27 protein-coding genes and 1 pseudogene are annotated in these 25,881 nt (G+C 32.5%); 20 read left to right on the top strand and 8 right to left on the bottom strand.

Features of this window, described 5'->3' with window-relative positions:
• Nucleotides 1-2,517 carry a phosphatidylglycerol lysyltransferase domain-containing protein gene (locus H9L18_RS13815; protein ID WP_185847535.1) on the bottom strand — a complete coding sequence of 839 codons (2,517 nt, stop codon included), beginning with the start codon at nucleotides 2,515-2,517 and terminating at the stop codon, nucleotides 1-3.
• 150 nt (nucleotides 2,518-2,667) lie between these two features.
• Here H9L18_RS13815 and H9L18_RS13810 point away from each other — a divergent pair, with 150 nt between their 5' ends.
• Entirely contained in the window at nucleotides 2,668-3,360 is a 693-nt protein-coding gene (locus H9L18_RS13810; RefSeq protein WP_126796387.1) for an MgtC/SapB family protein, read from the top strand.
• 62 nt (nucleotides 3,361-3,422) lie between these two features.
• Nucleotides 3,423-3,803, top strand: coding sequence for a RidA family protein (locus tag H9L18_RS13805; protein ID WP_126796388.1), 381 nt, complete (start codon nucleotides 3,423-3,425; stop codon nucleotides 3,801-3,803).
• Nucleotides 3,804-3,839: 36 nt separating this feature from the next.
• Here the strand turns inward: H9L18_RS13805 and H9L18_RS13800 are convergent, their stop codons facing one another.
• Entirely contained in the window at nucleotides 3,840-4,742 is a 903-nt protein-coding gene (locus H9L18_RS13800; RefSeq protein WP_126796389.1) for a LysR family transcriptional regulator, read from the bottom strand.
• Nucleotides 4,743-4,839: 97 nt separating this feature from the next.
• On the opposite strand from H9L18_RS13800, the gene H9L18_RS13795 reads away from it, so the two are divergent.
• From H9L18_RS13795 to H9L18_RS13780, 4 genes are all read left to right on the top strand, one after another.
• Entirely contained in the window at nucleotides 4,840-5,382 is a 543-nt protein-coding gene (locus H9L18_RS13795; RefSeq protein WP_126796390.1) for a chromate transporter, read from the top strand.
• 2 nt (nucleotides 5,383-5,384) lie between these two features.
• Nucleotides 5,385-5,939, top strand: a complete 555-nt coding sequence (locus tag H9L18_RS13790; protein ID WP_185847536.1) for a chromate transporter — start codon at nucleotides 5,385-5,387, stop codon at nucleotides 5,937-5,939.
• Between the two features lie 73 nt (nucleotides 5,940-6,012).
• Nucleotides 6,013-7,350, top strand: a complete 1,338-nt coding sequence (locus H9L18_RS13785; protein ID WP_185847537.1) for a TPM domain-containing protein — start codon at nucleotides 6,013-6,015, stop codon at nucleotides 7,348-7,350.
• 36 nt (nucleotides 7,351-7,386) lie between these two features.
• Entirely contained in the window at nucleotides 7,387-7,734 is a 348-nt protein-coding gene (locus H9L18_RS13780; protein ID WP_126796394.1) for an iron chaperone, read from the top strand.
• A gap of 42 nt (nucleotides 7,735-7,776) precedes the next feature.
• On the opposite strand, the gene H9L18_RS13775 is transcribed toward H9L18_RS13780, so the two are convergent.
• A complete protein-coding gene (locus tag H9L18_RS13775; RefSeq protein ID WP_126796396.1) occupies nucleotides 7,777-8,370 on the bottom strand; it encodes a DUF2441 domain-containing protein in 594 nt (197 codons plus the stop codon).
• A gap of 384 nt (nucleotides 8,371-8,754) precedes the next feature.
• On the opposite strand from H9L18_RS13775, the gene sppA reads away from it, so the two are divergent.
• The 3 genes from sppA to hemG all read left to right on the top strand — a co-directional run bounded on the left by sppA (nucleotide 8,755) and on the right by hemG (nucleotide 10,863).
• On the top strand, nucleotides 8,755-9,768 hold the full coding sequence (gene sppA / locus H9L18_RS13770; RefSeq protein WP_126796397.1) for a signal peptide peptidase SppA: 1,014 nt from the start codon (nucleotides 8,755-8,757) through the stop codon (nucleotides 9,766-9,768).
• 1 nt (nucleotide 9,769) lies between these two features.
• Entirely contained in the window at nucleotides 9,770-10,273 is a 504-nt protein-coding gene (locus H9L18_RS13765; protein ID WP_126796399.1) for an RDD family protein, read from the top strand.
• 68 nt (nucleotides 10,274-10,341) lie between these two features.
• On the top strand, nucleotides 10,342-10,863 hold the full coding sequence (gene hemG, locus H9L18_RS13760; RefSeq protein WP_126796401.1) for a menaquinone-dependent protoporphyrinogen IX dehydrogenase: 522 nt from the start codon (nucleotides 10,342-10,344) through the stop codon (nucleotides 10,861-10,863).
• Here hemG and H9L18_RS13755 read toward each other — a convergent pair.
• Together H9L18_RS13755 and H9L18_RS13750 are read right to left on the bottom strand one after the other, a co-directional pair.
• Nucleotides 10,795-12,511 (bottom strand): annotated as a pseudogene (locus H9L18_RS13755) (IS1182 family transposase). The gene hemG and the pseudogene H9L18_RS13755 sit on opposite strands and share 69 nt — an antisense overlap.
• A gap of 162 nt (nucleotides 12,512-12,673) precedes the next feature.
• Entirely contained in the window at nucleotides 12,674-13,360 is a 687-nt protein-coding gene (locus tag H9L18_RS13750) for a cyclic nucleotide-binding domain-containing protein (RefSeq protein WP_126793008.1), read from the bottom strand.
• A 102-nt stretch (nucleotides 13,361-13,462) separates the two neighbouring features.
• On the opposite strand from H9L18_RS13750, the gene H9L18_RS13745 reads away from it, so the two are divergent.
• The 10 genes from H9L18_RS13745 to H9L18_RS13700 all read left to right on the top strand — a co-directional run bounded on the left by H9L18_RS13745 (nucleotide 13,463) and on the right by H9L18_RS13700 (nucleotide 21,890).
• Complete coding sequence (locus H9L18_RS13745; RefSeq protein ID WP_126793006.1) at nucleotides 13,463-13,885, top strand: DMT family transporter; 423 nt, start codon at nucleotides 13,463-13,465, stop codon at nucleotides 13,883-13,885.
• A gap of 15 nt (nucleotides 13,886-13,900) precedes the next feature.
• A complete protein-coding gene (locus tag H9L18_RS13740) occupies nucleotides 13,901-14,356 on the top strand; it encodes a DMT family transporter (protein ID WP_126793004.1) in 456 nt (151 codons plus the stop codon).
• Between the two features lie 54 nt (nucleotides 14,357-14,410).
• Nucleotides 14,411-14,869 (top strand): MarR family winged helix-turn-helix transcriptional regulator, encoded by a 459-nt coding sequence (locus H9L18_RS13735; RefSeq protein ID WP_126793002.1) that lies wholly within the window; start codon nucleotides 14,411-14,413, stop codon nucleotides 14,867-14,869.
• Nucleotides 14,859-15,887 (top strand): saccharopine dehydrogenase NADP-binding domain-containing protein, encoded by a 1,029-nt coding sequence (locus H9L18_RS13730; RefSeq protein WP_126793000.1) that lies wholly within the window; start codon nucleotides 14,859-14,861, stop codon nucleotides 15,885-15,887. Before H9L18_RS13735 ends, H9L18_RS13730 begins: the two co-directional genes overlap by 11 nt.
• Before the next feature lie 107 nt (nucleotides 15,888-15,994).
• On the top strand, nucleotides 15,995-17,374 hold the full coding sequence (gene gad, locus H9L18_RS13725) for a glutamate decarboxylase (RefSeq protein ID WP_126792998.1): 1,380 nt from the start codon (nucleotides 15,995-15,997) through the stop codon (nucleotides 17,372-17,374).
• A 213-nt stretch (nucleotides 17,375-17,587) separates the two neighbouring features.
• Nucleotides 17,588-18,775 carry an elongation factor Tu gene (tuf, locus tag H9L18_RS13720; protein WP_126792996.1) on the top strand — a complete coding sequence of 396 codons (1,188 nt, stop codon included), beginning with the start codon at nucleotides 17,588-17,590 and terminating at the stop codon, nucleotides 18,773-18,775.
• A 164-nt stretch (nucleotides 18,776-18,939) separates the two neighbouring features.
• Nucleotides 18,940-19,812 (top strand): DMT family transporter, encoded by an 873-nt coding sequence (locus H9L18_RS13715; protein ID WP_126792994.1) that lies wholly within the window; start codon nucleotides 18,940-18,942, stop codon nucleotides 19,810-19,812.
• A 93-nt stretch (nucleotides 19,813-19,905) separates the two neighbouring features.
• Nucleotides 19,906-20,187 carry an ArsR/SmtB family transcription factor gene (locus H9L18_RS13710; protein WP_126792992.1) on the top strand — a complete coding sequence of 94 codons (282 nt, stop codon included), beginning with the start codon at nucleotides 19,906-19,908 and terminating at the stop codon, nucleotides 20,185-20,187.
• Nucleotide 20,188: 1 nt separating this feature from the next.
• Nucleotides 20,189-21,127 carry an ABC transporter ATP-binding protein gene (locus tag H9L18_RS13705; RefSeq protein WP_126792990.1) on the top strand — a complete coding sequence of 313 codons (939 nt, stop codon included), beginning with the start codon at nucleotides 20,189-20,191 and terminating at the stop codon, nucleotides 21,125-21,127.
• Nucleotides 21,120-21,890, top strand: a complete 771-nt coding sequence (locus tag H9L18_RS13700) for an ABC transporter permease (protein ID WP_126792988.1) — start codon at nucleotides 21,120-21,122, stop codon at nucleotides 21,888-21,890. The genes H9L18_RS13705 and H9L18_RS13700 overlap by 8 nt, the downstream gene beginning before the upstream one ends.
• 36 nt (nucleotides 21,891-21,926) lie before the next feature.
• On the opposite strand, the gene H9L18_RS13695 is transcribed toward H9L18_RS13700, so the two are convergent.
• A complete protein-coding gene (locus H9L18_RS13695) occupies nucleotides 21,927-22,481 on the bottom strand; it encodes a TetR/AcrR family transcriptional regulator (RefSeq protein WP_126792986.1) in 555 nt (184 codons plus the stop codon).
• A 110-nt stretch (nucleotides 22,482-22,591) separates the two neighbouring features.
• The gene (gene nox / locus H9L18_RS13690; protein WP_126792984.1) at nucleotides 22,592-23,926 is read right to left on the bottom strand and encodes a H2O-forming NADH oxidase; all 1,335 of its coding nucleotides are present in this window, start codon (nucleotides 23,924-23,926) and stop codon (nucleotides 22,592-22,594) included.
• A 238-nt stretch (nucleotides 23,927-24,164) separates the two neighbouring features.
• Between nox and H9L18_RS13685 the strand changes: the two genes are divergently transcribed.
• Nucleotides 24,165-25,121: a glutathione S-transferase family protein gene (locus H9L18_RS13685; protein WP_126792982.1), complete on the top strand. Its 957-nt coding sequence runs from the start codon at nucleotides 24,165-24,167 to the stop codon at nucleotides 25,119-25,121.
• Nucleotides 25,122-25,165: 44 nt separating this feature from the next.
• On the opposite strand, the gene H9L18_RS13680 is transcribed toward H9L18_RS13685, so the two are convergent.
• A complete protein-coding gene (locus tag H9L18_RS13680) occupies nucleotides 25,166-25,702 on the bottom strand; it encodes a GNAT family N-acetyltransferase (RefSeq protein WP_126792979.1) in 537 nt (178 codons plus the stop codon).
• Nucleotides 25,703-25,881: the final 179 nt, after the last annotated feature.

Genomic DNA, 25,881 nt, shown 5'->3' with positions numbered 1-25,881 from the left:
TTATTTAGGATGTATTGTGCGGTAACTTTGAAGCAAAGCTTGAGAAACTAGTAACCTTCTTGGGTAAACAAGATATCTTGGTTGCCAATTAGGTTTGTATTTATTTTTATAATTTCTTAATCCTTTAAAAGAATAAAGGCTAGAAGAGTTATGGTAAATACTAGTTGTCACTGTTCCTAAAAGCCCATTTGATTTTTCAAAGGTACTTGAAAGTGGAGCCATCCCTAAATTAAAAATGGTATATCCATTTTCTTTTGCCCAAAGGATTAAATCTAAATAAAGAAGATCCATCATTTGAATAGAAGGATGTTCTTTCCAACGAATTAAATCCACGGAAATTTTACCGTCGACATAAGCAGGCATCATAGAAGCAAAAGCAATCACTCGATTATTTTTATCTCGAAGTGTGGCAATATCTTGTTTCAAAAGATAGTCTTCATCAAAATTTCCTAAAGAGAAAGTCATCTCTTTTCTAATACCTAACCATTCATCAGAAACAGGTTTGATTTCTTTTAAAAGCTCAGGAGTAGACGGTTCAATTTGAAAAGAGAGTTCTTCTTGTTCTTGCTTATTAAGCAGTTGTCGAAAGACTTTACCCTTGTTACCACTTGTTTTAAAGGTGGTAACATCTAACTCACCTTCTTCACCTAAGTTAAATAGGGTGTAGTTAAATTCGGTATAAATATGAATGTTTTCTGTCGTAGTTTGATAAAAAATAAGTTCTTTTCCAATACTAGTCGCATAGTCATGTATCTTTTTAATGAAAGGGAAAAAGTTTTCTTTGTTTCCAACAGGATCACCAAGCATTAAGATGTAATAGGAATTTTCTTTAAAAATAGCTGCTGTCGAAAGTTCTTTATCAACAAGAACTTGATTAGATGGTAAAAATCCCAGATTGGCTAGATTATTTCCTTCAAAGGCTTCGATGATTTCTTTAAAATCATCTGGATTATCGCTCATATTCTCTTCTTCAACAAGGCAAGAAAAAGTATATTTGTGGCGTAATCTATAGCGATTGACATAAAGATAGATAAACCAGATAGCAGAGAAAATCAATGGATAAATAATCAACTCTCTAAAGAGATTTAATTTGAAGTATTCAGCAGTGTAATACGTTGAGTCTAAAATAAAAAATAGAAACATTAACGTAAAGAGCCAAATAAATTTTTCTCTTCGATATCGAATCGTTAAATGGTTGTTGAAGGTATTTCGAGATAAGTAAAGAACGACGCCGAAAATAAAAGTAAAGACAAAGCTTTCAACAAACAGGATAGTACTAAAGAGAACTATTTGGCAAAGTAAGATAATACCTAACATGAGAAAGAGATTTTTATAGGCTTCTTTTGAGCCATAATAAACACCCATATAATTAGGCAACATGTAGACGCTGATTACCGTATAAAGAACACTGAAGAACAGTAAGAAACGGTTGCTTTCTTCTGTCGCAATGTAAAAGAGACCAAAGATGGCATCTTGTAAGAAGTAAAGACTTCCCACAGCAAAAATGACTAGAATAAACCATCTCATCAGAGTCTGTACTCTTTTTTTAGTGATATCAACAACGATTGTGCCAAATTCTTTGGTAAAAATAATAAAGTTATTTTCGGTATTAAATTTCTCTTTAACAAGTAGCTGAAGTTCACTAACGGATAAAACAAGACCAAAGAAGAAAGGTAAAATATAATATGCTAAACGGTAAAAGACAAGTGCCAATAAAACAGGCCCTTCCTTAATATCAAATTGATGAGTCATCCCTAATAGGAAAACGACATCGAAAGCCCCCAAGCCACCTGGAACCATACTGATTAATCCAGCGATGGTTGCGATAATAAAGACACTCTCCATTTGCCAGAAACTAACATGAACCTCAACAAATCGAAGAGCTAAGAACATGACAATTCCGACAAATAGATAATCAAGAACTGATACGCAAGTGTATTTTAAACTTAGAAATCTATCTGAGGCAACTGGTGGCTTGGCGATTGTTACGATTAAGAAAATCGGCAACAAAGCTGCCAAAACAAAGAGTCCAATTTTTAGAACAGGTTTTTGCTCTAGTAAGTAAGAAGCTGAAAAGACATTACTAACAACCAAAATAGAGAGTACACCAATCCCTGTTATCATGGAAAGAAGTAAGAGTGAGATGCTTTTTTTGAGCTCCGTTTTTTCTTTCTCGTTTGTTGTATAATTTTGAAAATAATTATATCGAATGGTGGAACCAATAATACCACCAAAACCAATGAGTGTATTAAGGGAGTTTATAATCCAACTCATTTTAATTGTTTTTAGTAGAGGGACTTTTAGTTTTTGAGATTTCACAAGAACGAGATCATACAGACTAAGTATCCAAATACCCAGTAGACTAACGCCGACTAAAACAGCAATAGATGTGAAAGATCTGTTTTGAATGACATTATAAACATCCTTAAAGTTAATAGAGGCAAGTTCAGATTTTAATTTCCAAGCAGAAATTAAAAAGATTGAAAAAGCCACGAAAAACTTAATAAATTTTTTCAATGGAAGCATCTCCTTTTGTTTTTAACTATATGTTAATAGTAACAGTTGAAGGTTTAGAAATAAACATAAAACACTGGTTATCCTATTTGATTTGATTTATTAAAATAGGTACAATAAAAGAGAAGGAAAGTATAAGAAAAGGGTGATGGGATGACTTTTTGGGAGATTATTCAACGCTTGTTATTGGCAGTGTTTATGTCAGGAGCCATCGGTTTTGATAGGGAGTTTAAAAGTAGACCAGCAGGAATCAGAACACATATTTTAGTGTGTGTAGGTGCTACGGTGATAGCTTTACTTCAAACAGAGATTTATCTGCAAACAATTACCAAAATTGCTGAAAATCAAGAATTAGCTACTGTTTTACGAGTTGATCAAACGAGGTTAATTGCTCAAGTTGTTAGTGGTATTGGTTTTCTAGGGGCAGGAACGATTATTGTCACAAAACGAGCAGTAGCAGGATTAACAACAGCCGCCTCTCTTTGGACAGTTGCTTGTTTAGGACTTGCGGTTGGTATGGGATATTATCAACTAGCCTTAATTGGTTTTGTTATTATTCAAGGGACACTATCTCTATTAACAAAAGTGATCACAGTCCCCTCAATCAAAAACTTAGAAGTTAAATATGTTCATAGAGTGGAGACCAAAGAGTTTATTTCAGAATATTTTAAACAAAAGAAAGTTGAAGTAAATGATATTAATGTGTCAGTTGAAATACAGGATAGTCGCCGAATTTATACCAATGTTTACACCATTGAAATCCCTAAAAATTTTAATGTGCATGAATTAATTGAAGATTTATCAGGGCATGAAAATATGATTCAAATTAGATTAATTGATTTATAGATGTGATAGTAAGTAAAACAGATATGCTATACTGGCTATTAACGATGAAAGGAAGTTATTGAATGAGTCGAAAAAGTTATACAGGTAAAGAAGTCTCTGTTTCTGGACCTTATTCTCATGCGATTGATGCAGGAAGCCATCTCTTTTTCTCAGGTCAGGTTGCTAAAAATGCGCTTGATTATGAAGAGGTAACAGGAAGTATCGAAGAGCAGACTAAACAGTGTTTCATTAATTTAGAACGTGTCATGAAAGATGCTGGTGTGACATTTGATGACGTGGTAAAAGCTAATGTCTATCTAACAAGCATGAAGAACTTTCAAGGAATGAATGGCGTTTATGAAACGATGTTTAGTGAACCATATCCAGCAAGAACATGTGTCGCTGTGTATGAGTTGCCTTTAGGGGCAGACGTAGAGATAGAAGTAGTTGTTTATAAAAAATAAAATAGATAAAAACCTAGTTGAGCTAAAAATGCCTAACTAGGTTTTTTCGTTATCTTTAAAATCACTTTCTACTTCTTTAAAAATAGTGATGAGCTCATCTAATTTTACATTTTTTCTTTTACCTTGTAGAGTCACAATGTAGTTAGTTGACTGCATGGTGATGTTTTCTAGTTTTATTTCTACGAGAGTATGATTTCGAATTTCTTTTTTTGCTAGCGGCATTGGCAGGATAGTAACTCCCATGTGATAAATAGCATTTGTTATTAAGACTTCTGTATTAACGCTTTCTAGTAATGGAACGATTTCAATATTTTCTTTCTTTGTTGAACGATCAAATACATCCCGCAAGGAGCTCCCTTTTTCTCGAAGTAAAAAAGGAAATTGAATGAACTCTTCTTTTTTATATTTCTTTTTTTGCGCCCAAGGGCTATTAGTTCCGCAGACACAAATAATTGGATAGGTCGAAAGAAATTCTAAATCAAATAATTGATTAGACTCAAATCCTTCTGTAAAAGCCACATCAATATCTCCGTTTAGTAGACGTTCCTGAATTTGCTCAATATTTTCAGCGTAAATTTTTAACGGTGTTTCAGGGTACTTTTTTTTAAAGATTTCAATAGCAATAGGTAAAGTTTTTAAACCAATGGTAAGACTAACACCAATTCGAATCGGTGTTATATCTTCATAAACAGAAGAAAAATGAGTTAACGAATCAAAATCTTTTAATAATTGTTGGGCTTTAATTCGGAAAAGCCTTCCTTCTTCATTTAGAAAAATTTTACCATTGATACGGTCAAATAATTGGAGTCCAATTTCTTGTTCTAGCTCTTTAATGGCTTTTGAAACAGCTGGTTGAGAGAGATAAAGAGATTGAGCTGTTTTGGTGATAGACAAGTGGTTGCAAACTTCTAGAAAAATTTGAAGTTGTCTAATGGTCATATTATTTCCTCCATAACTTTTTAGTTATACCTATATTATCATATTGGTATTTTTATCTATATCAAGAAGATGCTACTATTTTTATTGGAGGGATGAAATGAAGAAAAATTTAGTTTTATTCAAGGTTTATTTAATGGCAGGAGCATTTACCTTTTCAGGCGGGATGGCAATGCTGCCATTAGTTGAGCGAGAATTATGTACGAAACGAAAGTTAATTAATCAAGAGGAGCTTCATGAATTTACGACTTTATCACAAGTATTTCCAGGAGTAATTGCTTTGACCAATGCTTGTTTTGTTGGTAAAAGAATTAATGGTAAGTCAGGCATGTTTTTTGCTGGTTTAGGAGCTATTCTTCCTGCTTATGTCTTGATGTCGATAGCAACTATTTTGTATGATTTTTTACCTAAAGAAGGAGCTGTCTTAAGTGCATTAACTGCTATAAGAGCAACGTCAGCCTCTTTTCTTTTTCTAGCAGCGTATACAATAGCTAGGTTTAATTTGAAGGAAAAAAGGTTATTATTATTTTCGTTTATTGCTTTTTTATTGACTGTATTTAATTTGTTAAGTGCTCCTAAATTAATTATAGCTGGTGCATTTTGTGGTGTCTTGTTTGTCCAATACAAGAAAGGACGTGTTTAAAAGTGTTATTTCGATTATTTTTTTCTTTTCTAAAAATCGGCTTTCTTGGATTTGGTGGAGGTTATGCGATGTTGTCACTCATTTTTGAAGAGATGACTTCTTTTGGCATGACAGTTGAACAATATGCTGATTTAAATGCGCTAGATGTTCTCATACCTGGTCCGATTGCTATTAATTCAGCTACCTATGTCGGACAACTATATGCTGGATTTTTAGGGGCATTTGTAACAACTTTAGCAGTTTGTATCCCTTCAGTTGTTTTTGTTAATTTGTTTTCAACTTATGAAAATAGAATCAGAGAAAATCTTTATTTAAATGGTATTTTAACTAGTATCAAAATTGTTTCAGTGGGACTTATTTTTTCAGTAGCACTGATATTAATGCTATCAACCACACTAGGTGTTGATAGACTATCAGATATAGGTAGTGCAAACTTAGATGTCACTGCTCTTGTTGTTATGATAGGGACTATTTATTTAAGCTTACGTTTTCAAATCAATCCATTATTATTAACACTTTTAGCAGGGTTAGTTGGATGGTTTCTATTTTTTTTATAGTAAGTTGTGTAGTAGACGTCTTTTTAAACATATTTATGTGATATGATTTAATAAAACGTTGTAGGTGGAGAATATGAAAAAAGAAATACAAAAGGGTAATTTAAGAATAGATGATTCTATTTTTGAAAAAGTTTGGCATTTTGGTAGGAGAAGATATTTTTATTCGTATTTTTTTATTTGTCTGTCACTTGGCTTAATTTTACTTAGCTTTTTTATCAGTTTTTCTGGTTTAGTGGATGTGAAAAATGATATTTGGTTGAGATCATTAAACACACAGAAAATTAATGAGTTAAAAAAAGAGAAAGAGTCAATTGAAGAATCTTTTGAAAAGAATAAGACAAAAAATCCAGAAGGAACCTTTGATAATGCTAAGAAAGATTTGCTGAATGAATGGGATATTACGGAAAATAATCAAACTGTTTCAGTTAGTGGTACTGAGTTAGCGATTAATCAAAATAATGTTTTTGTCTCAGATAATGCGAAAGTCTTAACGGATACTGCAAGAAGAAAGATTTATGATTTTAATAAACAGATGGCTGAAACGCAAGATGAAGAACAGTTGGTTGTTGTAACAGTTCAAGAATTACCTTCTGGAGAAACTGTGGAGACTTTTTCTCAAGCTGTTTTTGAAACTTTAGGTATTGGTCAAAAGAGTAAAAATAATGGGGTTCTCTATTTGATGGCTATTAATAATCGAGCTACACGTATTCACGTTGGCTATGGATTAGAAGAAAAACTGACGGATTCAGAGAGTTTTAGTATCTTACATGATGAGAAAGTTAAAAAAGCTTTTCAAGAGGAGAGTTATTCAAAAGGTGTCTCAAGAATAGTTGATTTAATATCAGAAGAAGTGTTATCTAATACACCAGAAATTGATTCTGAAATAAGAGAATATGAGTATTATCTAAAAAATACAAGAACAGACTTTTGGCTAGGAATAGTTCTTACTTTAGTTTTTCTTATTGGAATAATAGTAGGAAGTTTTTGTTGTCTGATTAGTACTTATAAGTTAAATAGAAAATTAAAAGAATTAATTCGAAAAGATAACTTTCTTGAGGAAAAAGAGTTTTGTATTGCTAAAATATCTAAAGAACAATATGATGTTGATTTATTTTATCTCTATAAAGGTTGTCCTCTTGTTTTATTCTTTTACTTCCAACTAGTTAGAGCAATAAAAGCAGGGCGCGTTCTGATATTAGCCCCTAAAGGAGCAAAAACGAGAAGAATGGGCAAGCAAATCTTGATTAATGAAACACTTTACGATATTGATGGCCGAATATTAACAACTCGTTATTCTAGTTCCTCTTATCGTTCAGGCGGAGGAGGAGGAAGTAGTAGCGGAGGAGGTTTTGGTGGTGGTTCATTTGGCGGAGGTTCTTCAGGAGGCGGTGGCGCTTCAGGTGGTTGGTAAAATGGCGTATAATAAAAATAAAAAGGGTGAGTAAAAATGGTTGAATCTGTCATAGATGCGTATATTGCTGAGTGCCCAGCGGAAAGACAAGAGATATTAACTCAATTGAAGCAAGTTATTAAAGACGTTTTACCAGAAGCAGAAGAAAAAATAAAATATGGAATACCTACTTTTTATCAAAATGAAAATATTATTCATTTTTCAAACGCCAAAAATCATATAGGGTTTTATCCAACACCAAGTGCGATAAATCATTTTGAAGTCAAATTGATTCCTTATAAAACAAGTAAAGGTGCTATTCAATTTCCTGCTGAAAAAGAACTTCTTTTTGAGTTGATTAGGGAAATTTGTTTATGGAGATTAGAAGAAATGAAGAGAAAATAAGAGATTAGACTTTATGCTAATCTCTTATTTTTCTATTAACACTTAACTTATAGTGTAGTCTTCGATAATATCAATTACTTCAATGTTTCCATTAACTAAGAGTTCAGGTAGATTGTTCTCTTTGTTTCCATTCCAATAAATTTTAGCTTGTTCTATTTTTTTATCAAAAGGAAGACTATCGGTACTAGGTAATAGATTTCCATCACCTTCAAAATAAGTTCCTTGTACTTTTAATTTAACAATTTGTAAGACTTTTCTATTGAAGGAATCAAAAATCTTTTTCCATTCTAGAGCATCAGCATAAGTTCTTGTAGTGTATAAACATGATAGCCTAGAAGGATACTGAGGATAGTGTTCAAGTCTTACCATTTCAACAATTGTTTCTCTAACAGCTCTAATTGTCTGTTCTAAATACTGCATACTTACTTTACTGTCTTCTTCATTTAGTTGAATTTGGTTATTAATATAGTTGTTAGTTATGATCTGGGTAAAGTTTTGCTGATTGGAATTTCTTTGTTCTTTCTCAAAAAAGAATTGATAAAGAGTATTTTTTTCGTTGTTATCAAATACAAATTTTTGACCAACTTTCATTTTTTTATTTGTAACTAGATGATATACAGTAAAATCTTTTTTCATTTACAAACTCCTTTGCCTTGATTATTAATTTGGACTAAAAGGTACCCTTGTTAGCCATTATAACAAGTAACAGAGTGTATAATACAATAAATGAGGTGAGAGAAATGAAAAATAGAAAGAACTGGATACTACTAATTGTGGGTATTATTTGTGGACTACTTATGAGAGAAGTAATTCGTTTTATTTTTCATATTTAGTGTAAATGATTGGAATTTTCAAATTTTATAAGGAAGATAAAAGTGTTTAAGGAATTTTTTCAAGTAAGTTCTTTAAACCTTTTTCTTTTTTGTTAAGAACAATCCTGCTTTTGTATAAAAATATCTGTTAATGTTCACTATTATTGATATAATACCTATTGTACAGTTTATTTTAAGGAGGAGTTAGATGAATCAAAGAAGATGGTTGGCAGTTGCGATTGCCGTTGGTTTATTTTTATTTTCAATTGTAACAAGCATGATGATGCCTGAGACAGATGAAAAAATAGGTAGTGATAGCTTAAATAGTTTGTTATATGGGACAGATGAGTTAACCCCTAAAATTATTGAAGATGGTAATAGCAATAAAAAAATAGCACGTCTATCTGTTGAAGGAGCTATTATTGATAGCAATCCAACAAGTTTTTGGTCTCAAGAAACATATAATCACCAAAACTTTTTAGAACAAGTTAAAGCAATTAAGGAAGATGTTACTGTTCAAGGTGTTTTACTTGAAGTGAATTCACCTGGTGGTGGTGTTTACGAAAGTGCTGAAATTACTAAAGAGTTGAGTAATTTAAAAAAAGAACGTGACATTCCAATTTACGTTAGTATGAAAAACCTAGCAGCAAGTGGTGGATACTACATTTCAGCTGGAGCAGATAAGATTTTTGCGACGGAAGAAACAACGACAGGCTCAATTGGGGTTATCATGTCAGGTACTAACTATTCTGGTTTAATGGAAAAATTAGGAATTGAAGATGCTACCTATAAGAGTGGTGCTTTGAAAGATATGGGATCAGGTCAACGTCCGGTTTCTGAAAAGGATAAAGAAGTTTTCCAGTCTTATATAGATAGTGCTTATGGACGTTTTGTTAAAGTAGTAAGCGAAGGCCGTAAAATGTCTGAAGATAAAGTGAAAAAAATTGCGGATGGTCGTATTTATGATGGGAAACAAGCCAAAGAAAATGGACTAGTTGATGCGATTGGTTATCCAGAAGATGCACTAGAAGCATTACGTAAAGATAAAAATTTAAAAAATGCAGTGTATGTAGAATACCAATCTGACTCAACAGGATTTGCTAATACATTATTTGGCGCACAATTTGGTAAAGGATCAGATAAAGATGATTTCATGTCTATCTTAGAAAACTTAACAACTAAAGAAGCTCCAAAAGCAATGTATTACTACGGAGGTGAATAAAATGATGGAGGAATATATCGAACAACCACAGCAAGTAGCAGATAATCCTTATGAATTTCCTACTTATTTTTTCGCCGGTTTTTGGATTCGTTTTTTTGCCTTTCTAGTTGATATGATTTGTATTAGTGCCATTTCAACAATTGTTATCAATATTTTTTCAATTGGTTACCCATTAGCTGAGCAAACAGGAGCATTAACTGTAAGTAGTGGTATTAAATTGATTGTTTATTTAGGGTATTTCATTTTGTTAACGAAACTAAACAAAGGTCAAACAATTGGTAAAATGATTTTTGGTCTACAAGTTATCAGTATGGATGAAATTCAATTAAGCTGGGCAACTGTGTTGGTTAGAGAAGGTGCTTGTCGTTTTATTTTAAAAACACCTCTTTTAGCAGTTGGTTATGTGGTAGCGGCCTTTACTCACCGAAAACAACATGTAGGAGATTTATTTAGTCAAACAAGTGTTGTGGCATTAAATGTGGTAAAAGCATCTAAAAATAAATAAAAAATAATCGCTGAATTGATGAGATAGAGGTATAATAACTTCATATAAAAAAAGAGAGAAGATAAAATATGCCAAATATTCTCTTTGCCTATTCTACTGTGGATGGACAGACACAAAAAATTGCTGAAAGGTTATCGAGAGAGGTAACAGGTAAAGTAAGCGTAAAAAGATTTGAAGAGGTAACTTCAATAAAGGATTTTGATAAAGTAATCGTAGGTTCTTCCATTAGATATGGAAAATTTCCTAAAAAGCTATATCGATTTGTTGAAGAAAACCAAGAACTACTAGAAGAAAGACATGCTGATTTTTATGGAGTTAATTTAATCGCACGAACACCAGAGAAATGCCAAGTTGAAAACAATGTCTATGTTAGAAAATTTTTAGAAAAAACAACATGGAAACCTAAGGATGTTTGTATTTTTGCTGGAGCATTAAAGTATACGACGTATCGTTTGTTTGATAAGAAGATGATTCAACTTATTATGAAAATAACAAAAGGTCCAACTGACTCAAGAGTAGATTTAGAATTCACAGATTGGCAACAAGTAACTCAGTTTGCTGAAAGAATTAATCAAGAAATTAATAGATAAAAGAGGCTGACCCAAAAGTCTCTTAAAACAAAGCAAGAATTCTAAAATGAGGTTTATCATTTTGGAATTCTTGTTTTTTCTTATTTTTCTGTCTATATCCTTCCTAAATTTACTTAGTTTTCTCAAATTTAGAGCCATAAACGCAAAACCTAACTCCTGTGTTACTTTCTCTTGACCTCTAACCGAGAATCGATTGAACGACAAATTAGCCTTTAGATTTCCAAAGGCTGGTTCTACGTCAATTTTTCTTCGACGGTAAATCGCTCCTGTTACATCATCGCTCAAAAGCTCTCTTGCGTGAGCTTTAAAATATTCCCAGTTACCATTTTTTTTGAATGACTCTACTTTTATTACTTTTTGCTCGGGTACACAAAGATCTGACAGGGCAATCTATACATGTTTCACATTCATACATTTTTAACTGTTTTGTAAATCCCTGTTTATCATTGCGAGTAGAGTAATTTCTAAAACTCAGTTCTCTATTGTTAGGACAAGTATAGCTATCTGTTAATTCATTGTATTTCCAATTATTAGTAATGAATGGGTTTTGTTTATATTTTTTGGTCTGTTCTTTTTGATACATAGTGTAGGTGATTAATGGTGTTCTCTCAAAATCATCCAAGATGGCTTGGTAGTTTTCTTCACTTCCATAACCGGCGTCAGCTACAATATAATTAGGTAACTCAAAATAAGATTCTTTGATAGTGGTCAAAAAAGGAATCATCGTTTTAAAATCTGTTGGATTTGAAAAAGTATCATAAGCTAGAACGTATTGATTGTTGGTTGCGATTTGGACATTGTATGCCGGTTTCAGTTGACCATTCATCATATGATCTTCTTTCATTTTCATAAAAGTAGCGTCTATATCTATTTTTGAAAAACTATTTCTCTCTTTAAAAATCTGATATTGTTGCTTATATTTTTTCTTCCTATCACTGAATTCTCGAAAAGCCTTTAAGGCTTTTTTAGGTTCCTTTCTTTGACGACGGAGTTCTTTTCTAAGTGTAACGTCTTCTGTATCATCTATTTGTTCAGTCAACTCAGATACTTTAGTTTCAATAGAATCGGCAATGAGATTCAACTGTTTATCATCCCATTCCTCATCTTCATTATGAATCGACGGAATGATTTTTTCTTTGACTAATTGTTTATAATATATTTTTGATTTTTCTGTTAGAGAATCGTCAAATCTGGTCGTACTCTTTCTCCAAACAAAACTATATTTATTGGCATTAGCTTCCAATTTGGTCCCATCAATAAAAATAGAATCTTCTTCAATCAATTTCTGCGAAACTAATTGATTTCTAAATTGAATAAAACACTCTTGAAGAATTGGCTGAACCAAAGGATTCACTCGAAAACGATTAATGGTTCTGAAGTTAGGAAATTGTGATTGAGTCAACCACCTAGTACGAATACTATCTTTAGTCATCGCTTCAATTTTTCTACCAGAAAAATTAGACTGTGTATATCCACATAAAATAAGTTTCAACATCATTCTTGGATCATAAGACGAGGTTCCCATTTGATGATCAAAAACAGAAAAAACGTAACTTGGAATACTCTCTACTAATTCATTAATCGCGAAAGCGATGTCGTTTTTTTCTAAATAAATTTCTAAATCTAGTGATAATGTAACTTGTTTCATGTTATAATTTTTATACATAAATAGCACTCCCTTTTGATTTGGTTTCGACGCTTTAATTATAAAGGATAGTGCTATTTTTTTCGTCAAAAAAAGGAACAAAATCTAAAAAAAAGATTTTGTTCCTTTTATTTTATTTAAGAGACTTTTGGGTCAGCCTCTTTTTTATTGATACAAATCTGCTGCCATTTCTTCAAGTTGCTTCACATCAATAATGACAAAACCTTTATCTTGTCTTTTTAGTATTTTTTTCTGACAAAGTGTTTCAAATGAGCGGTGTAAGTGACGATAACTTGCTCCTAAAAGCTCGGCCAACTCAGTTAGATTTTCTTTGAAAACAGGAGCTTGCTCTGTAGAGTAATCGACGGTTGCAAAAATATAACTGGCTAAGCGATTTTCAAGTGGATAGAGTAAATTAATTGAGCTATTTTTAGAAGATCTTTCTAATTCCAAACTTAAAGATTGGCACATAAATTGTAAAAATAAAATATCATTTAACAAATATTTCCTAACAATATTTTGATGAATACCGATACAATAAGCATCTTCTATGACTTGAACACTAGCTGTAGAAGTCTTAGAATGAATAATTTCTAAATCACCAATTAGTTTGAAGTCTTCATAAAAGCAAAGTAGCAAAGATTTACCATTTTTAAGTGTGATATAAATCTTTGCCTTACCTTGAACAAAAAAGAAGAGGTGATTAACTGGTTCATCTTCAAAACAAATATGCTCACCTTTTTTCCAGAAAAAAAGATTTAAATAAGGTGTCATGTCTTTAGTGAAATGTTGTGAAATTTGATGTTGATTCAGAAAAGTATGAAGTAATTCTTGATTATCAATTTGTTTCAAAATAAATACCACCTTTTTATAGTAAGTGGGACATATGTCCTATTTGTAAAAAAGTAAGCCATGCTATAGTAAAGACAACCTTAAAAGAGTGGAGATGATGAGATGACAAAGTTAATTTCAATTTTAATTGGTGCCTTAATTACCTTAATGATAACACTGAATGGTACCTTATCAACAGGTGTTGGTAACTATACTTCAAGTGTTGTGATTCATTTTTTAGGTTTGGTTGCTACTATTTTGGTCATTGTCTTTACTAAATCAACATTTAAAGTCAGAAATCACTTATCTTGGTATCTTTATAGTGCCGGTGCAGTAGGTGTATTTACCGTTTTATTTAACAATATAAGCTTTGCTGCATTAGGAGTCTCGTTGACAGTTGCATTAGGTTTATTAGGTCAAACAGTCTCATCACTGATTATTGATCACTTTGGTTTATTAGGAATGAAAAAAATTGAATTTGAAAAGAAGAAAATAATTGGTTTACTATTTATTATGGCAGGAATTGCCGTTATGACATTTTACTAAAAGGAGGACAATAAAATGATTTTATTCTATTTTTTAATGGCAGTTTTAGCGGGCATTTCGATTGTTGTTGCAAGAATTATTAATGCTAACTTAGCTAATCGAATCGGTTTATTTCAAGGAACAGTATTTAATTATTTAACTGGCGTTTTGTTCTCTTTAATTTTTTTACTTTTTAGTAAAGAAATGTTGTCTCTAGGTAATATTGATTGGAAAAGCATTCCAATCTGGGCTTATTTAGGTGGTATTGTTAGTGTAGCAGTTGTTGTTTTGTCAAGTTACGTAACGCCGAAGATTTCTGTGTTCTACCAAACTTTATTTGTTTTTATAGGTCAATTATTTGTCGGAATTATTGTAGATTTCGTTGTGTTAAATCAATTATCCATTGGAAAAGTTATTGGAGGAATTCTTGTTTTAGTTGGATTGACACTTAACTTAGTGCTTGATACGAAAAGCTTGAAAAAGGTTGGTTGAAAAAGACCAATCTTTTTTATTGACGGTAATTAGTTTAGTTGCTAAACTAATTACATGAAAAATAAAGAGATAACAGATAAATTAGGTGAGTTGTTTCATTTAGTTTATCAATACGAAAAAATGGGATTAGAAACAAATCAAACAGATTGTCTAACGCCAAGCGAAATGCATTTTGTAGAAAGTATTGGTTTAAGCCAAAAGATGACAAGCAAAAAAATAGGAGAAGTCCTCAATATAACTAAAGGAGCAGTGTCTCAACAATTAAGTAAACTAACTAAAAGCGGATACGTCACTAAAGAAATGAGTAAAGAGGACAGACGGAAAAGCTATATTAAACTGACGGAAAAAGGATTAGCTTGTTATGAAGAACATCAAGCTATCAAATTAAACTTTGATGAATTATTAACACAAAAATTAAATGAAGAAGAGATAGTTGGATTTGTTAAAGGATTAAGCGAGTTGAATCATTACTTAGGTGATCAGATAGAACAGGAGACAAGAAATGAAAGATAAATTATTATTGATTGGTGGTCACGGTGCTGTTGGTCGGATTATTTTAAGAGACTTATTAAAAAGAGGTATCTCTGAAACTAATATGGTTATCGCAGGTCGAAATAAAGAAAAAATGACTTCTTTTTTGGCAAGTGAAAACTTACAGATTGAAAGCCGTGTACTAGATATTAATCAGGAAATAGATGAAAAAGTTTTCGAAGATATTAAATTAGTGGTTATGTGTATCGATCAAGAAGACACTCGATTAGTGTCACAATTAATAGCTTTAAAAATTGACTATGTTGATATTACGGCTAATAGTGATTTTATAAAACAAGTCAATCAATTACCAAATACCAGTGAGATTTCCGTCATAACAAGTGTTGGTTTGGCACCAGGATTAACGAATCTTGCAACAACAGATTTCATTAAAAAGCATCAACCAAAGGCAGTCGTGATTGATATTTTGTTAGGAACAGGTGAGAGTCATGGAGAAGCAGCCGTTCATTGGATGTTTGATAAAATCAATCAGCCTTACCAAATAAAACAAGTGTCTCGGCAAATAAAAAACTTTACTTTAAAACGAGTGGTTGATTTTACACCAGATTTAAGAAAAAAAGCAACTTATAATTTTAACTTCTCAGATCAACATATTTTAAATGAACAATATCCAGATATTCCTATTACAACTTATTTTGGTTTTGATGTAAATCTTGTCTCAAACAGTTTACACTGGTTAAATAAAATCAATCAACTAGGCTTGCTGGAGAAAAAAGGAACCATTAATATTCTAAAAAAAGTGATGCAAAAAGAGATGATAGGCTCAGATGATTTTGCTATTCATATCTCAAGTGGCAAGAAGCATGGTTTTAGTTTGTATGGAAAAAATGAAAAAGAAATTACAGGAAAAATAGCTAGTTTAGTTATTTTTAGGGTTTATCAGAAAGAAGAAAAACTCGGTATTAGTAGTATTGAATCTGTCTGTTCTTTAGAAGATGTTTTGAGTGAAACACCAGTTAAGATGTATCAAGAAAAATAATTAATTTAAAAAACTATGAAAAACTTTAAATAATTTTTCATGGTTTTTTGTTTTATCTGTTATAAGATAGAGATATAGAACATTAATAAGAAAGTAGGCGTTTCTTTATGTTGAAAAATAATGGTCAAGATGTTCCTGTATTTGGTTCTCTTTTTGCAGACGAACAAGTATTACTTAGTAAGTTGAGAAAAGAACCTGTTTCTGCTCAAGTTTCTTATCGGTTGTTAAAAGATCAATTGATTGATGAAGGTGATGCAAGACAGAATTTAGCCACTTTTTGTCAGACTTATATGGAACCAGAGGCTAGTCAATTAATGGGGGAAACGATGGAGAAAAATGCCATTGATAAATCAGAGTATCCTCAAACAGCTAAAGTTGAAGAATCTTGTGTGGCGATTTTAGCAGATTTATGGCAGACACCTAAGGAATATAAAGCAATTGGAACGTCAACAGTCGGCTCAAGTGAAGCGTGTATGTTAGCTGGGATGGCAATGAAATTTAGATGGCGTAATAAACGAAAAGAAAGAGGCCTTTCGATAGAAGGTAGACAACCTAATTTAGTCATCTCTTCTGGTTATCAAGTTTGTTGGGAGAAATTTTGTGTTTATTGGGATATTGAATTACGTGAAGTTCCTATGGATAAAGATCATTTAAGTATAGATGTCGATCAAGTACTTGATTACGTTGATGAAGATACGATTGGAATTGTAGGGATATTAGGGATTACATATACAGGGAAATTTGATGACATCGAAAAACTGGATAAAAAAGTAACTGAATATAATGCAAATCATGAGCATGAATTAGTCATTCATGTAGACGGAGCAAGTGGTGCTATGTTTACGCCTTTTGTAGATCCAGAACTTCCTTGGGATTTTAGATTAAAGAATGTGGTTTCAATCAATACATCAGGCCACAAATACGGATTAGTCTATCCAGGAATTGGATGGATTCTTTGGAAAGATGAAGAATACCTACCAAAGGAATTAATTTTTGAAGTTAGTTATCTAGGCGGAAAAATGCCGACAATGGCCATTAATTTTTCAAGAAGTGCCAGCCAAATTATCGGTCAATATTATAACTTTTATCGTTTTGGTTATGATGGATACCGAGCAATTCATGAAAGAACACAAATGGTAGCTAAAGAGATTGCTAAAACTATTGAAGAAACAGGGCTATTTGAAATGTATAACAAAGGAGAAAATATTCCTATTGTTTGCTATGCATTGAAAGAAGATAGTAAAGTTAAATGGAACCTATATGACTTAGCGGATCGACTACAGATGAGAGGATGGCAAGTACCAGCTTATCCATTACCAAAAGATTTAGATGAAACAATCATTCAACGAATTGTTTGTCGAGGTGATTTAGGTAAGAGTAGAGGAATAGCTTTTATTGATGATTTCCATCAATGTTTAAAAGAATTAAACGAAGCACATATTCTATTTCATGAAAATAGAGATGACACATACGGATTTACTCATTAATCTATTAATTTGAACCATTCAGTTTTTTATAAAATTGAATGGTTTTCTTTATTTTAATATCTTCTTACTTAAGGTAAGCATATTAATTGCGAATTAATAAAAAAAGAGTATTATATAATTATAAAGGTCAAAGATGGTCAGTGAATCATCTAAAATAAATTGACTTTTACACTTCAAAAAGAAGTGCCAAGCAAATTATAGGAGGTTTGTGTTATGGCAAAACAACATTTTGAAAGAACAAAAGAACACGTAAACATTGGAACAATCGGACACGTCGATCATGGTAAAACAACATTAACAGCGGCGATTACAAGCGTCTTAGCTAAAAAAGGCCTAGCAAATCCCCAAGATTATGCGAATATTGATGGTGCTCCAGAAGAAAGAGAACGTGGTATTACAATTAACGCATCCCACGTGGAATATGAAACTGAAAAAAGACATTACGCTCATATAGATGCACCGGGACATGCGGATTATGTTAAAAACATGATTACAGGTGCTGCACAAATGGATGGTGCGATTCTTGTTGTATCAGCAACAGATGGTCCAATGCCTCAAACAAGAGAGCATATCTTGTTATCTCGTCAAGTAGGTGTAAAATACTTAATCGTTTTTTTAAATAAAACAGATCTAGTAGATGATGATGAATTAATCGATTTAGTAGAAATGGAAGTTAGAGATTTATTATCAGAATATGGTTTCCCAGGTGATGATACACCAATTATCAAGGGTTCTGCTTTAAAAGCAATTGAAGGAGACGAAGAGGCAGAAGCTGCGATTTGGGAATTAATGGATGCAGTTGATAGTTACGTTCCAACACCAACTCGTGATATTGAAAAACCACTCTTATTACCTGTTGAGGATGTCTTCTCTATCTCAGGTCGCGGGACAGTTGTTTCTGGACGTATTGAAAGAGGTACTGTAAGTGTTGGTGATGAAGTTGAGATTGTTGGGATTAAAAACGAAACTAAAACAGCTGTTGTAACAGGTATTGAAATGTTCCGTAAAACATTAGAACGCGGAGAAGCTGGAGATAACGTTGGTGTTCTTCTTAGAGGTGTGACACGAGAAGAAGTTGAACGTGGTCAAGTTTTAGCAAAACCAAAATCTATTACACCACATACTAAATTCAAAGCCGAAATCTATGTATTGAGTAAAGAAGAAGGCGGACGACATACACCATTCTTCAATAATTACCGTCCACAATTTTACTTTAGAACGACTGATGTAACAGGAAATATTGTCCTTCCAGCAGAAACTGAAATGGTGATGCCAGGAGACAATGTGACTATTGATGTCGAATTAATTCATCCAGTAGCAATTGAAAAAGGAACAACATTTTCTATTCGTGAAGGTGGAAGAACAGTTGGTTCTGGTATGGTTATTGAGATAGAAGAATAAAATTAAGCGTATCCTAATCCACTAATGTGGTGAAGGATACGTTTTTTTAGTATGCCTTTTTATGAAATGAGCTATTCGTAAATGGACAGAACGACTATATGAAAGCGTTATACAAAATGCTATTCTTAGGGTATTCAAATATTAAAATGAGGGAAGGTAGGCGTATGAAAAAGTATATTGGTATTTTAGGGTTACTGACTGTTGCCGTCATTTGGGGTACTGGATTTGTTGCAACTGCTGTCGCATTAGACAATTACACACCGTTTCAAATATTAGCTATCAGATTCACTGTTGCCTTTTTGATTCTTTTAGGAATGAACATAACCAAGATAAAAACAATTTCCAAGAAATCTTTTAAAAGAGGTTCTTTGCTAGGTGTTTTCTTATTTTTAGCCTTTGCTTTTCAGACAGTCGGGTTGCAATTCACAACACCTTCTAAAAATGCTTTTCTAACAGCAGTTAATGTTATTATTGTGCCGTTTCTAGGCTTTTTAATTTTTAAGAAAAAAGTTCCTATTAAGGGAGTTGTTGGTAGTTTTGTGACTTTAATAGGTATTGCTCTTCTCTCATTAACCAGTTCTTTAGGTGGTATTAACCTAGGTGATATGCTGACTTTAGTTTGTGCGGTGTTTTTCGCCTTACAAATTTTTGTGACAGACTTCTTTGTAGATGAGGAAGAAACTTGGGTGTTAATGCTCCTTCAAATGGGAAGTGCAGCTGCTCTGTCTTGGCTGACGATTTTTATCACAGGAGAAGGATTACCTTCTATCAAAATGGAGACGGTCTTTCCAGTTCTCTACTTAGGGATAGCTAGTACTTTGATTGCCTATTTCTTACAAACAGCTTCTCAAAAGTATACAACCAGTTCTCAGGCAGCTGTCATTCTATCAACTGAAGCTTTTTTTGGAATGTTGGGTTCAGTTCTGCTTTTAGGAGAGAAAGTCTCTATTAATATGTTAATAGGTTCTATATTTATTTTTATAGGAATTTTGATTGTGGAGTTAGATATCCCGCAATTTGCTAAAAAACAAGGTTAGCCATTGAAACGGCTAACCTTGTTTTTATCTTGACATTAAATGAAAAGTGGTCTACATTTTACATAGACGTTTATCTATATAAGGAGATGTAAAATGAATTATGAAGAAATATCAAAAGTTTTGAAAGCTATGGCAGATCCCAATAGAATCAAAATCATTGATTTATTATCCAATGGGACGCTTTGTGCCTGTGAGGTTTTAAAACATTTTGAGTTTACACAACCGACACTTTCTCATCACATGAAAGTTTTGGAAAAAGCAAATATCGTTTCAGTCGATAAACAAGGAAAGTGGTATCACTATACTTTAAGAGATGAATTTGTGACAGAATTTATGAAAAATATGCATGTTTTACTAGATAAGGAGTTAAAATAATATGGCAAATGCGCTAGAAATAAAAGGGTTAAAAAAAGTATATAGCACAGGAGTAGAAGCTCTAAAAGGAATCGATTTAGCTGTAGAAGAAGGTGATTTTTATGCTTTATTAGGACCTAATGGAGCAGGTAAGTCTACAACGATAGGAATCATTACTTCTTTAGTTAATAAAACATCAGGGCAAGTAAAAGTATTTGATTACGATTTGGATAAAGATTTAGTAAGAGCCAAACAACAAATTGGATTAGTTCCTCAAGAGTTTAACTTCAATCCTTTTGAAACAGTTCAACAAATTGTAGTGAACCAAGCAGGCTACTATGGCGTTTCCAGAAAAGAAGCGATTAAAAGAAGTGAAAAATATTTGAAACAATCTGACCTGTGGGAAAAACGCGATGTTCGAGCGAGAATGCTTTCTGGTGGAATGAAGCGCAGATTAATGATTGCAAGAGCACTTATGCATGAACCTAAATTACTTATTTTAGATGAGCCAACAGCAGGAGTTGATATTGAATTACGTCGTGAAATGTGGTCATTTTTAAGAGAATTAAATGAGCAAGGAACAACAATTATCCTGACAACTCATTACCTAGAAGAAGCAGAAATGCTATGTCGTAATATAGGCATTATCCAAGCAGGAGAGTTGATTGAAAATACGAGTATGAAAACTTTATTATCGAAATTACAATATGAAACCTTCATTTTTGATTTGGAGCCTTACGAAAAGCAACCTGAAATTGTAGGGTACAAAACACAGTGGGATGATGAGTTAACTCTTGAAGTAGAAGTTGAAAGAAACCAAGGTATTAATAAAGTGTTCGAACAATTTAGTGACCAAGGAGTCAAAGTTCTTTCAATGCGTAATAAATCGAACCGTTTAGAAGAGTTGTTCCTTAAAATCACTGAAGAAAATCAACCTGTCGTGGAGGTAGCCAATGTTTAGTTTATATTTTACAGCCTTAAAAAGCTTAGCCGTTAAAGAAACAAATCGATATTTGCGTATTTGGGTTCAAACCCTTGTTCCACCAGTTATTACAACCTCTCTTTATTTTATTATTTTTGGTAAAATGATTGGTGGTCGTATTGGAGAAATGGGTGGGTTTACATATATGGAATTTATTGTTCCAGGTTTAATTATGATGTCAGCCATTACAAGCTCTTATTCTAATGTTTCTTCTTCCTTTTTCTCACAGAAGTTTCAAAAAAATATTGAAGAATTACTAGTTGCACCAGTTCCAACTCATGTTATTATTTGGGGATTTGTCAGTGGTGGAGTAGGAAGAAGTTTACTCGTAGGTTCATTGGTAACTATTATTTCTCTCTTTTTTGTTCCGCTTAATGTCTTTTCGTGGGGCATTGTTATTGTGACTTTATTGATGACAGCAATTCTATTTTCATTAGCTGGTTTGATTAATGGTATTTTTGCTCAAAGTTATGATGATGTTTCAATTGTTCCAACATTTGTATTACAACCTTTGACTTATCTTGGGGGAGTTTTCTATTCTATTTCAATGCTCCCACCAGTTTGGCAAGCTGTTTCAAAAGTAAACCCAATTGTTTATATGATTTCAGGATTTAGATATGGCTTTTTAGGAACGGAAGACGTGCCATTAGGTATTTCATTAACCATTATTATTGGATTTATTATTGTTCTTTACAGTGTTTGTTGGTACTTAATCAATAAAGGTCGAGGACTTAGAAGTTAATAGAAGAAAAGAAAGGCTGACAATTTGTCAGCCTTTTTAGTTTAGTTTATTGGTCATTAATTTATTGATGATATTAACAATAGTTTCGGGAGATTCTTTTTGTCCATTATTAATCCATTCTTGTAAAACACCAAAAAGGGCATTACTCAAATAAGCTAAAATATATTGTTCCTCAACAGTTGAGCTGATATCGACGTTAAGAAAAGGAAGAATATTTTTTCTAGCATTTTCTTTAACCATTTCTTTAATGCTAGTCTGTACGTCAATCGAACCATTTTTTGATAATAATAAAGCAATTAGTTGTCCCTCATTTTTTAAGTGGGTCAACATAGTTAGCATGAAGTCTTTTTTGTTAAGAATATCATTTGTTTGAATCAGCTGATTAGCTTTTACCATATAATCTTTTAGAAAAGACTCAACTAAATCATATTTATCAAGGTAATGAAGGTAAAAACCACTACGGCTAATTTGGGCTTCTTTGCAGATACTAGTGACAGAAATATCGTTGAAATTGGAAGTTTTTAATAGGTTTACCATAGCTTCGATAATCATTTTTCTGGTTCGTAGGTATCTTAAATCATTTTCTTTCATAGCTTTCTCCTGTTACTGTTCTTTGTGTTGTAAAGCTATGATACAAGGTAATGGAGAGTCTGTCTAATAACAAAAAAGCAAATTCTGTTTTTCCAGAATTTGCTTTTTTGTTATTCAGCAGATAAAGCTGCCATTGTAATGTAGTTATAAGGTTGGTTAAAGTGTGGTAAAAAGAAAATATCTAGTAACTTCAATTTATCAATGGTTACTTTTTCTTCTATTGCTAGAGAGAACATATGAATTCCCATTGAGATATCTTCTGTTGAAGCCATTTGAGCACCAAGAACACGACGAGTTTTGGCATCATAAACAATACGGATTTTAACGTTACCATTTTTCTCGATGAATCCTGGTTTTTGTAAATCTTCGAAATCAGTATATTTTACTTCATAGCCAGCTTCTTTTGCAGCAGCTAGATTAAGACCAGTTGATACCATATTGTAACCAAAAATAGAAATACCATTTGAGCCTTGCACACCAATTGATTCTAAAGGAGTACCAGCAGCGTTGTGACCACCTACAATACCACTTCTTACAGCATTTGTTGCTAATGCGATATAAGTAGTGTCTTCAATCGCATTACTATAAATAGTAGCGCAATCACCAACCGCATAAACATCAGGTAAACTTGTTTCTTGTTTTAAATTAACTAGATAAGCACCATTATTAAAAGTTTCAAGTTTGTCTTTTCCTAAAGAGTTATTAGGAGAAAAACCAATAGCCATAATAACTAAATCAGTTTTATAAGTTCCTTTATCTGTTGTAAGATCAGTTACTTTACCATCTTTTCCTTCAAAGGACTGAACCATTTCACCGTAATGAGTTTGAATCCCATTCTCAGTTAAAACGTTGTCCATGTCTTCTGTAAACCAAGGATCATAATAAGTGTTTAATGATGTGTCAGCAGCGTCAAATAGGCGAACATTTTTTCCGCGACGTTTAACGGCTTCAGCCATTTCAACACCGATATACCCAGCCCCGATTACAGCTACTTCTTTGATTGAATCGTCACAAAGTGCTTTATCAGCAACTTGGCTGTCTTGGAATAATTTAACAAATTGGACATTTTCTAAATCGGTTCCTTTGATATTTGGAGCAATAGGAACAGAACCAGTAGCTAGAATAACCTTGTCATAAGATTCTTCAAATTTTTCGCCATTAGCGCGAGTTGCATGGATTAGCTTATTGTCAAAATCAATGGATTCAACAGTTGTTTCCATTAAAATTCTAGCACCTTTTTCTTCAAATGCTTCTTTGTTGGTATAAAATAAATGTTCATAAGAATCAATGTGGCGACCAACCCATAAAGCTGTTCCACAACCTAAATAACTTAAGTTGGTATTTTTATCAATAATAACTACTTCATTTTCTGGATAACTATCTAAAATAGTGTTAGCCGCAGCGATACCAGCATGATTGGCACCGATTAATACGATTTTACTCATTTAAACATCTCCTAAATATTAGTTTTTTTGCAAAAATAATTTGTAACTTAATTAACATTATGTAGATATATGAAAGGGTTGTCAAGAAAATGTTCAATTTTTCACTAATATATTTCTAAAGAATAAATGAAGTTAAAATAACTTAAGTTACTTACTTAATATAAGCATATTTATTGAGTTATGAAATGAGTATCTCTATACTTAACTTATCAAAGAGAAGACAAAGGAGATATAATTTATGGGCTTATTAGTAGAAGGCGAGTGGCATGATCAATGGTACGATACTAAAAGTACAGGTGGACATTTTGTCCGTAAAGATTCACAATTTAGAAATTGGATAACGAAAGATGGTGGTGCTGGACCAACTGGTGAAGCAGGTTTTAAAGCAGAGCCTAACCGTTATCATTTGTATGTTTCATATGCGTGTCCTTGGGCGAGTCGTGCCTTAATTATGCGAAAACTAAAAGGATTAGAAGAAATGATTTCGTTATCGGTTGTTAATCCTTATATGGGAGAAAATGGTTGGACCTTTGAAGAGGGAAAAGATGTTATAAAAGATCCTATATTAGATGCTGATTATTTATATCAAGTTTATACACATGCTGATTCTAACTATTCTGGACGTGTGACTGTTCCTGTTTTGTATGACAAAAAAACGAATCAAATTGTCAATAATGAATCATCAGAAATTATGCGTATGTTAAACTCAGCTTTTGATGAAGTTGGAGCATTACCTGGTGATTATTATCCAGAAGAGCTACGTAGTCAAATTGATGAGATGAACGATAAAGTCTATCACGGTGTGAACAATGGTGTTTACAAAGCTGGTTTTGCAACTAAGCAAGAAGTCTATGAAGAGGAAGTTACAAAATTGTTTAATGTTTTAGATGAGTTAGAGGAACATTTAAGTACAAGAAACTATTTAGTTGGTGAAAAACTAACAGAAGTAGATTGGCGATTATTTGTGACATTAGTTCGTTTTGATTCAGCTTACTATGGTCATTTTAAATGTAATATTCGTGAGTTAAGAGAGTATCCAAATCTTTGGCGCTACACGCGAGAGCTGTATAACTATAAAGAAGTAAAAGAAACAGTGAACTTTTATCATATTAAGCATCATTATTATGGCAGTCACCCAACGATTAATCCAAATCGAATTGTTCCAAAGGGACCAGAACTTGATTGGTCTATATAGAAAAGAATCCTGTCTGATGAATTAATTCAACAGACAGGATTTTTTTAATTGAGTAATTCAGTTCTTAAAATACCAAACTTAACAGAATCATAATATTGTCCATTCCAGTATCGAACTTTTCTGATGACTCCTTCTTTTGTCATACCATTTTTTTCTCCGACCTTTTGCATGCCAATGTTACCAGACCAAGTGGTAAATCCGATATGAGGTAAATAATCATACAGTTGAAATAATTCATGAAGCCATTTATTTAGTGCGATGCTTCCAATGCCAGTATTCCAAGTGTTGGCATCATAAATTAAAAGCCCCACTTCTAGCCATTGTTTTAGTGAACCATCTTGCCAGTAAGCAGTAACTAAACCTGTTATTTGCTGGTTTTTCATAATGACTTTAGTCATAGGATTATTGATTAATGTATTTCCATAACCAGTTGAAAAACTTTCCCATGTTTCAACTGGGTCTTTAAAATAGGGTCCATTAAATTTCATCCATTCTAAATCAGCTTTAGGTCCGTAGCTTATCTCCCATATTTCTTTTAAGTCATTTGTTTCGATTGTTTTTAGCCAAATCTCTTGTGTCATCATAATCTCCTTAATTAGTTAATGAGTCGATTATTCTAGTTGAGACTTCTAAGCATTACGACTATCGTGTTTAGCAGTCTTTTTTACAAAATTCATTCTGATCAACACCTTTCCTATTATTAAATTATATCACGAAAAATAAGAGGCTGACGTCATCTGTCAGCCTCTACACTATATAT

This window comes from Vagococcus carniphilus (assembly GCF_014397115.1).
GTDB classification, from domain to species: Bacteria; Bacillota; Bacilli; order Lactobacillales; family Vagococcaceae; genus Vagococcus; species Vagococcus carniphilus.
This window is presented reverse-complemented; position numbering and strand designations above follow the sequence as displayed.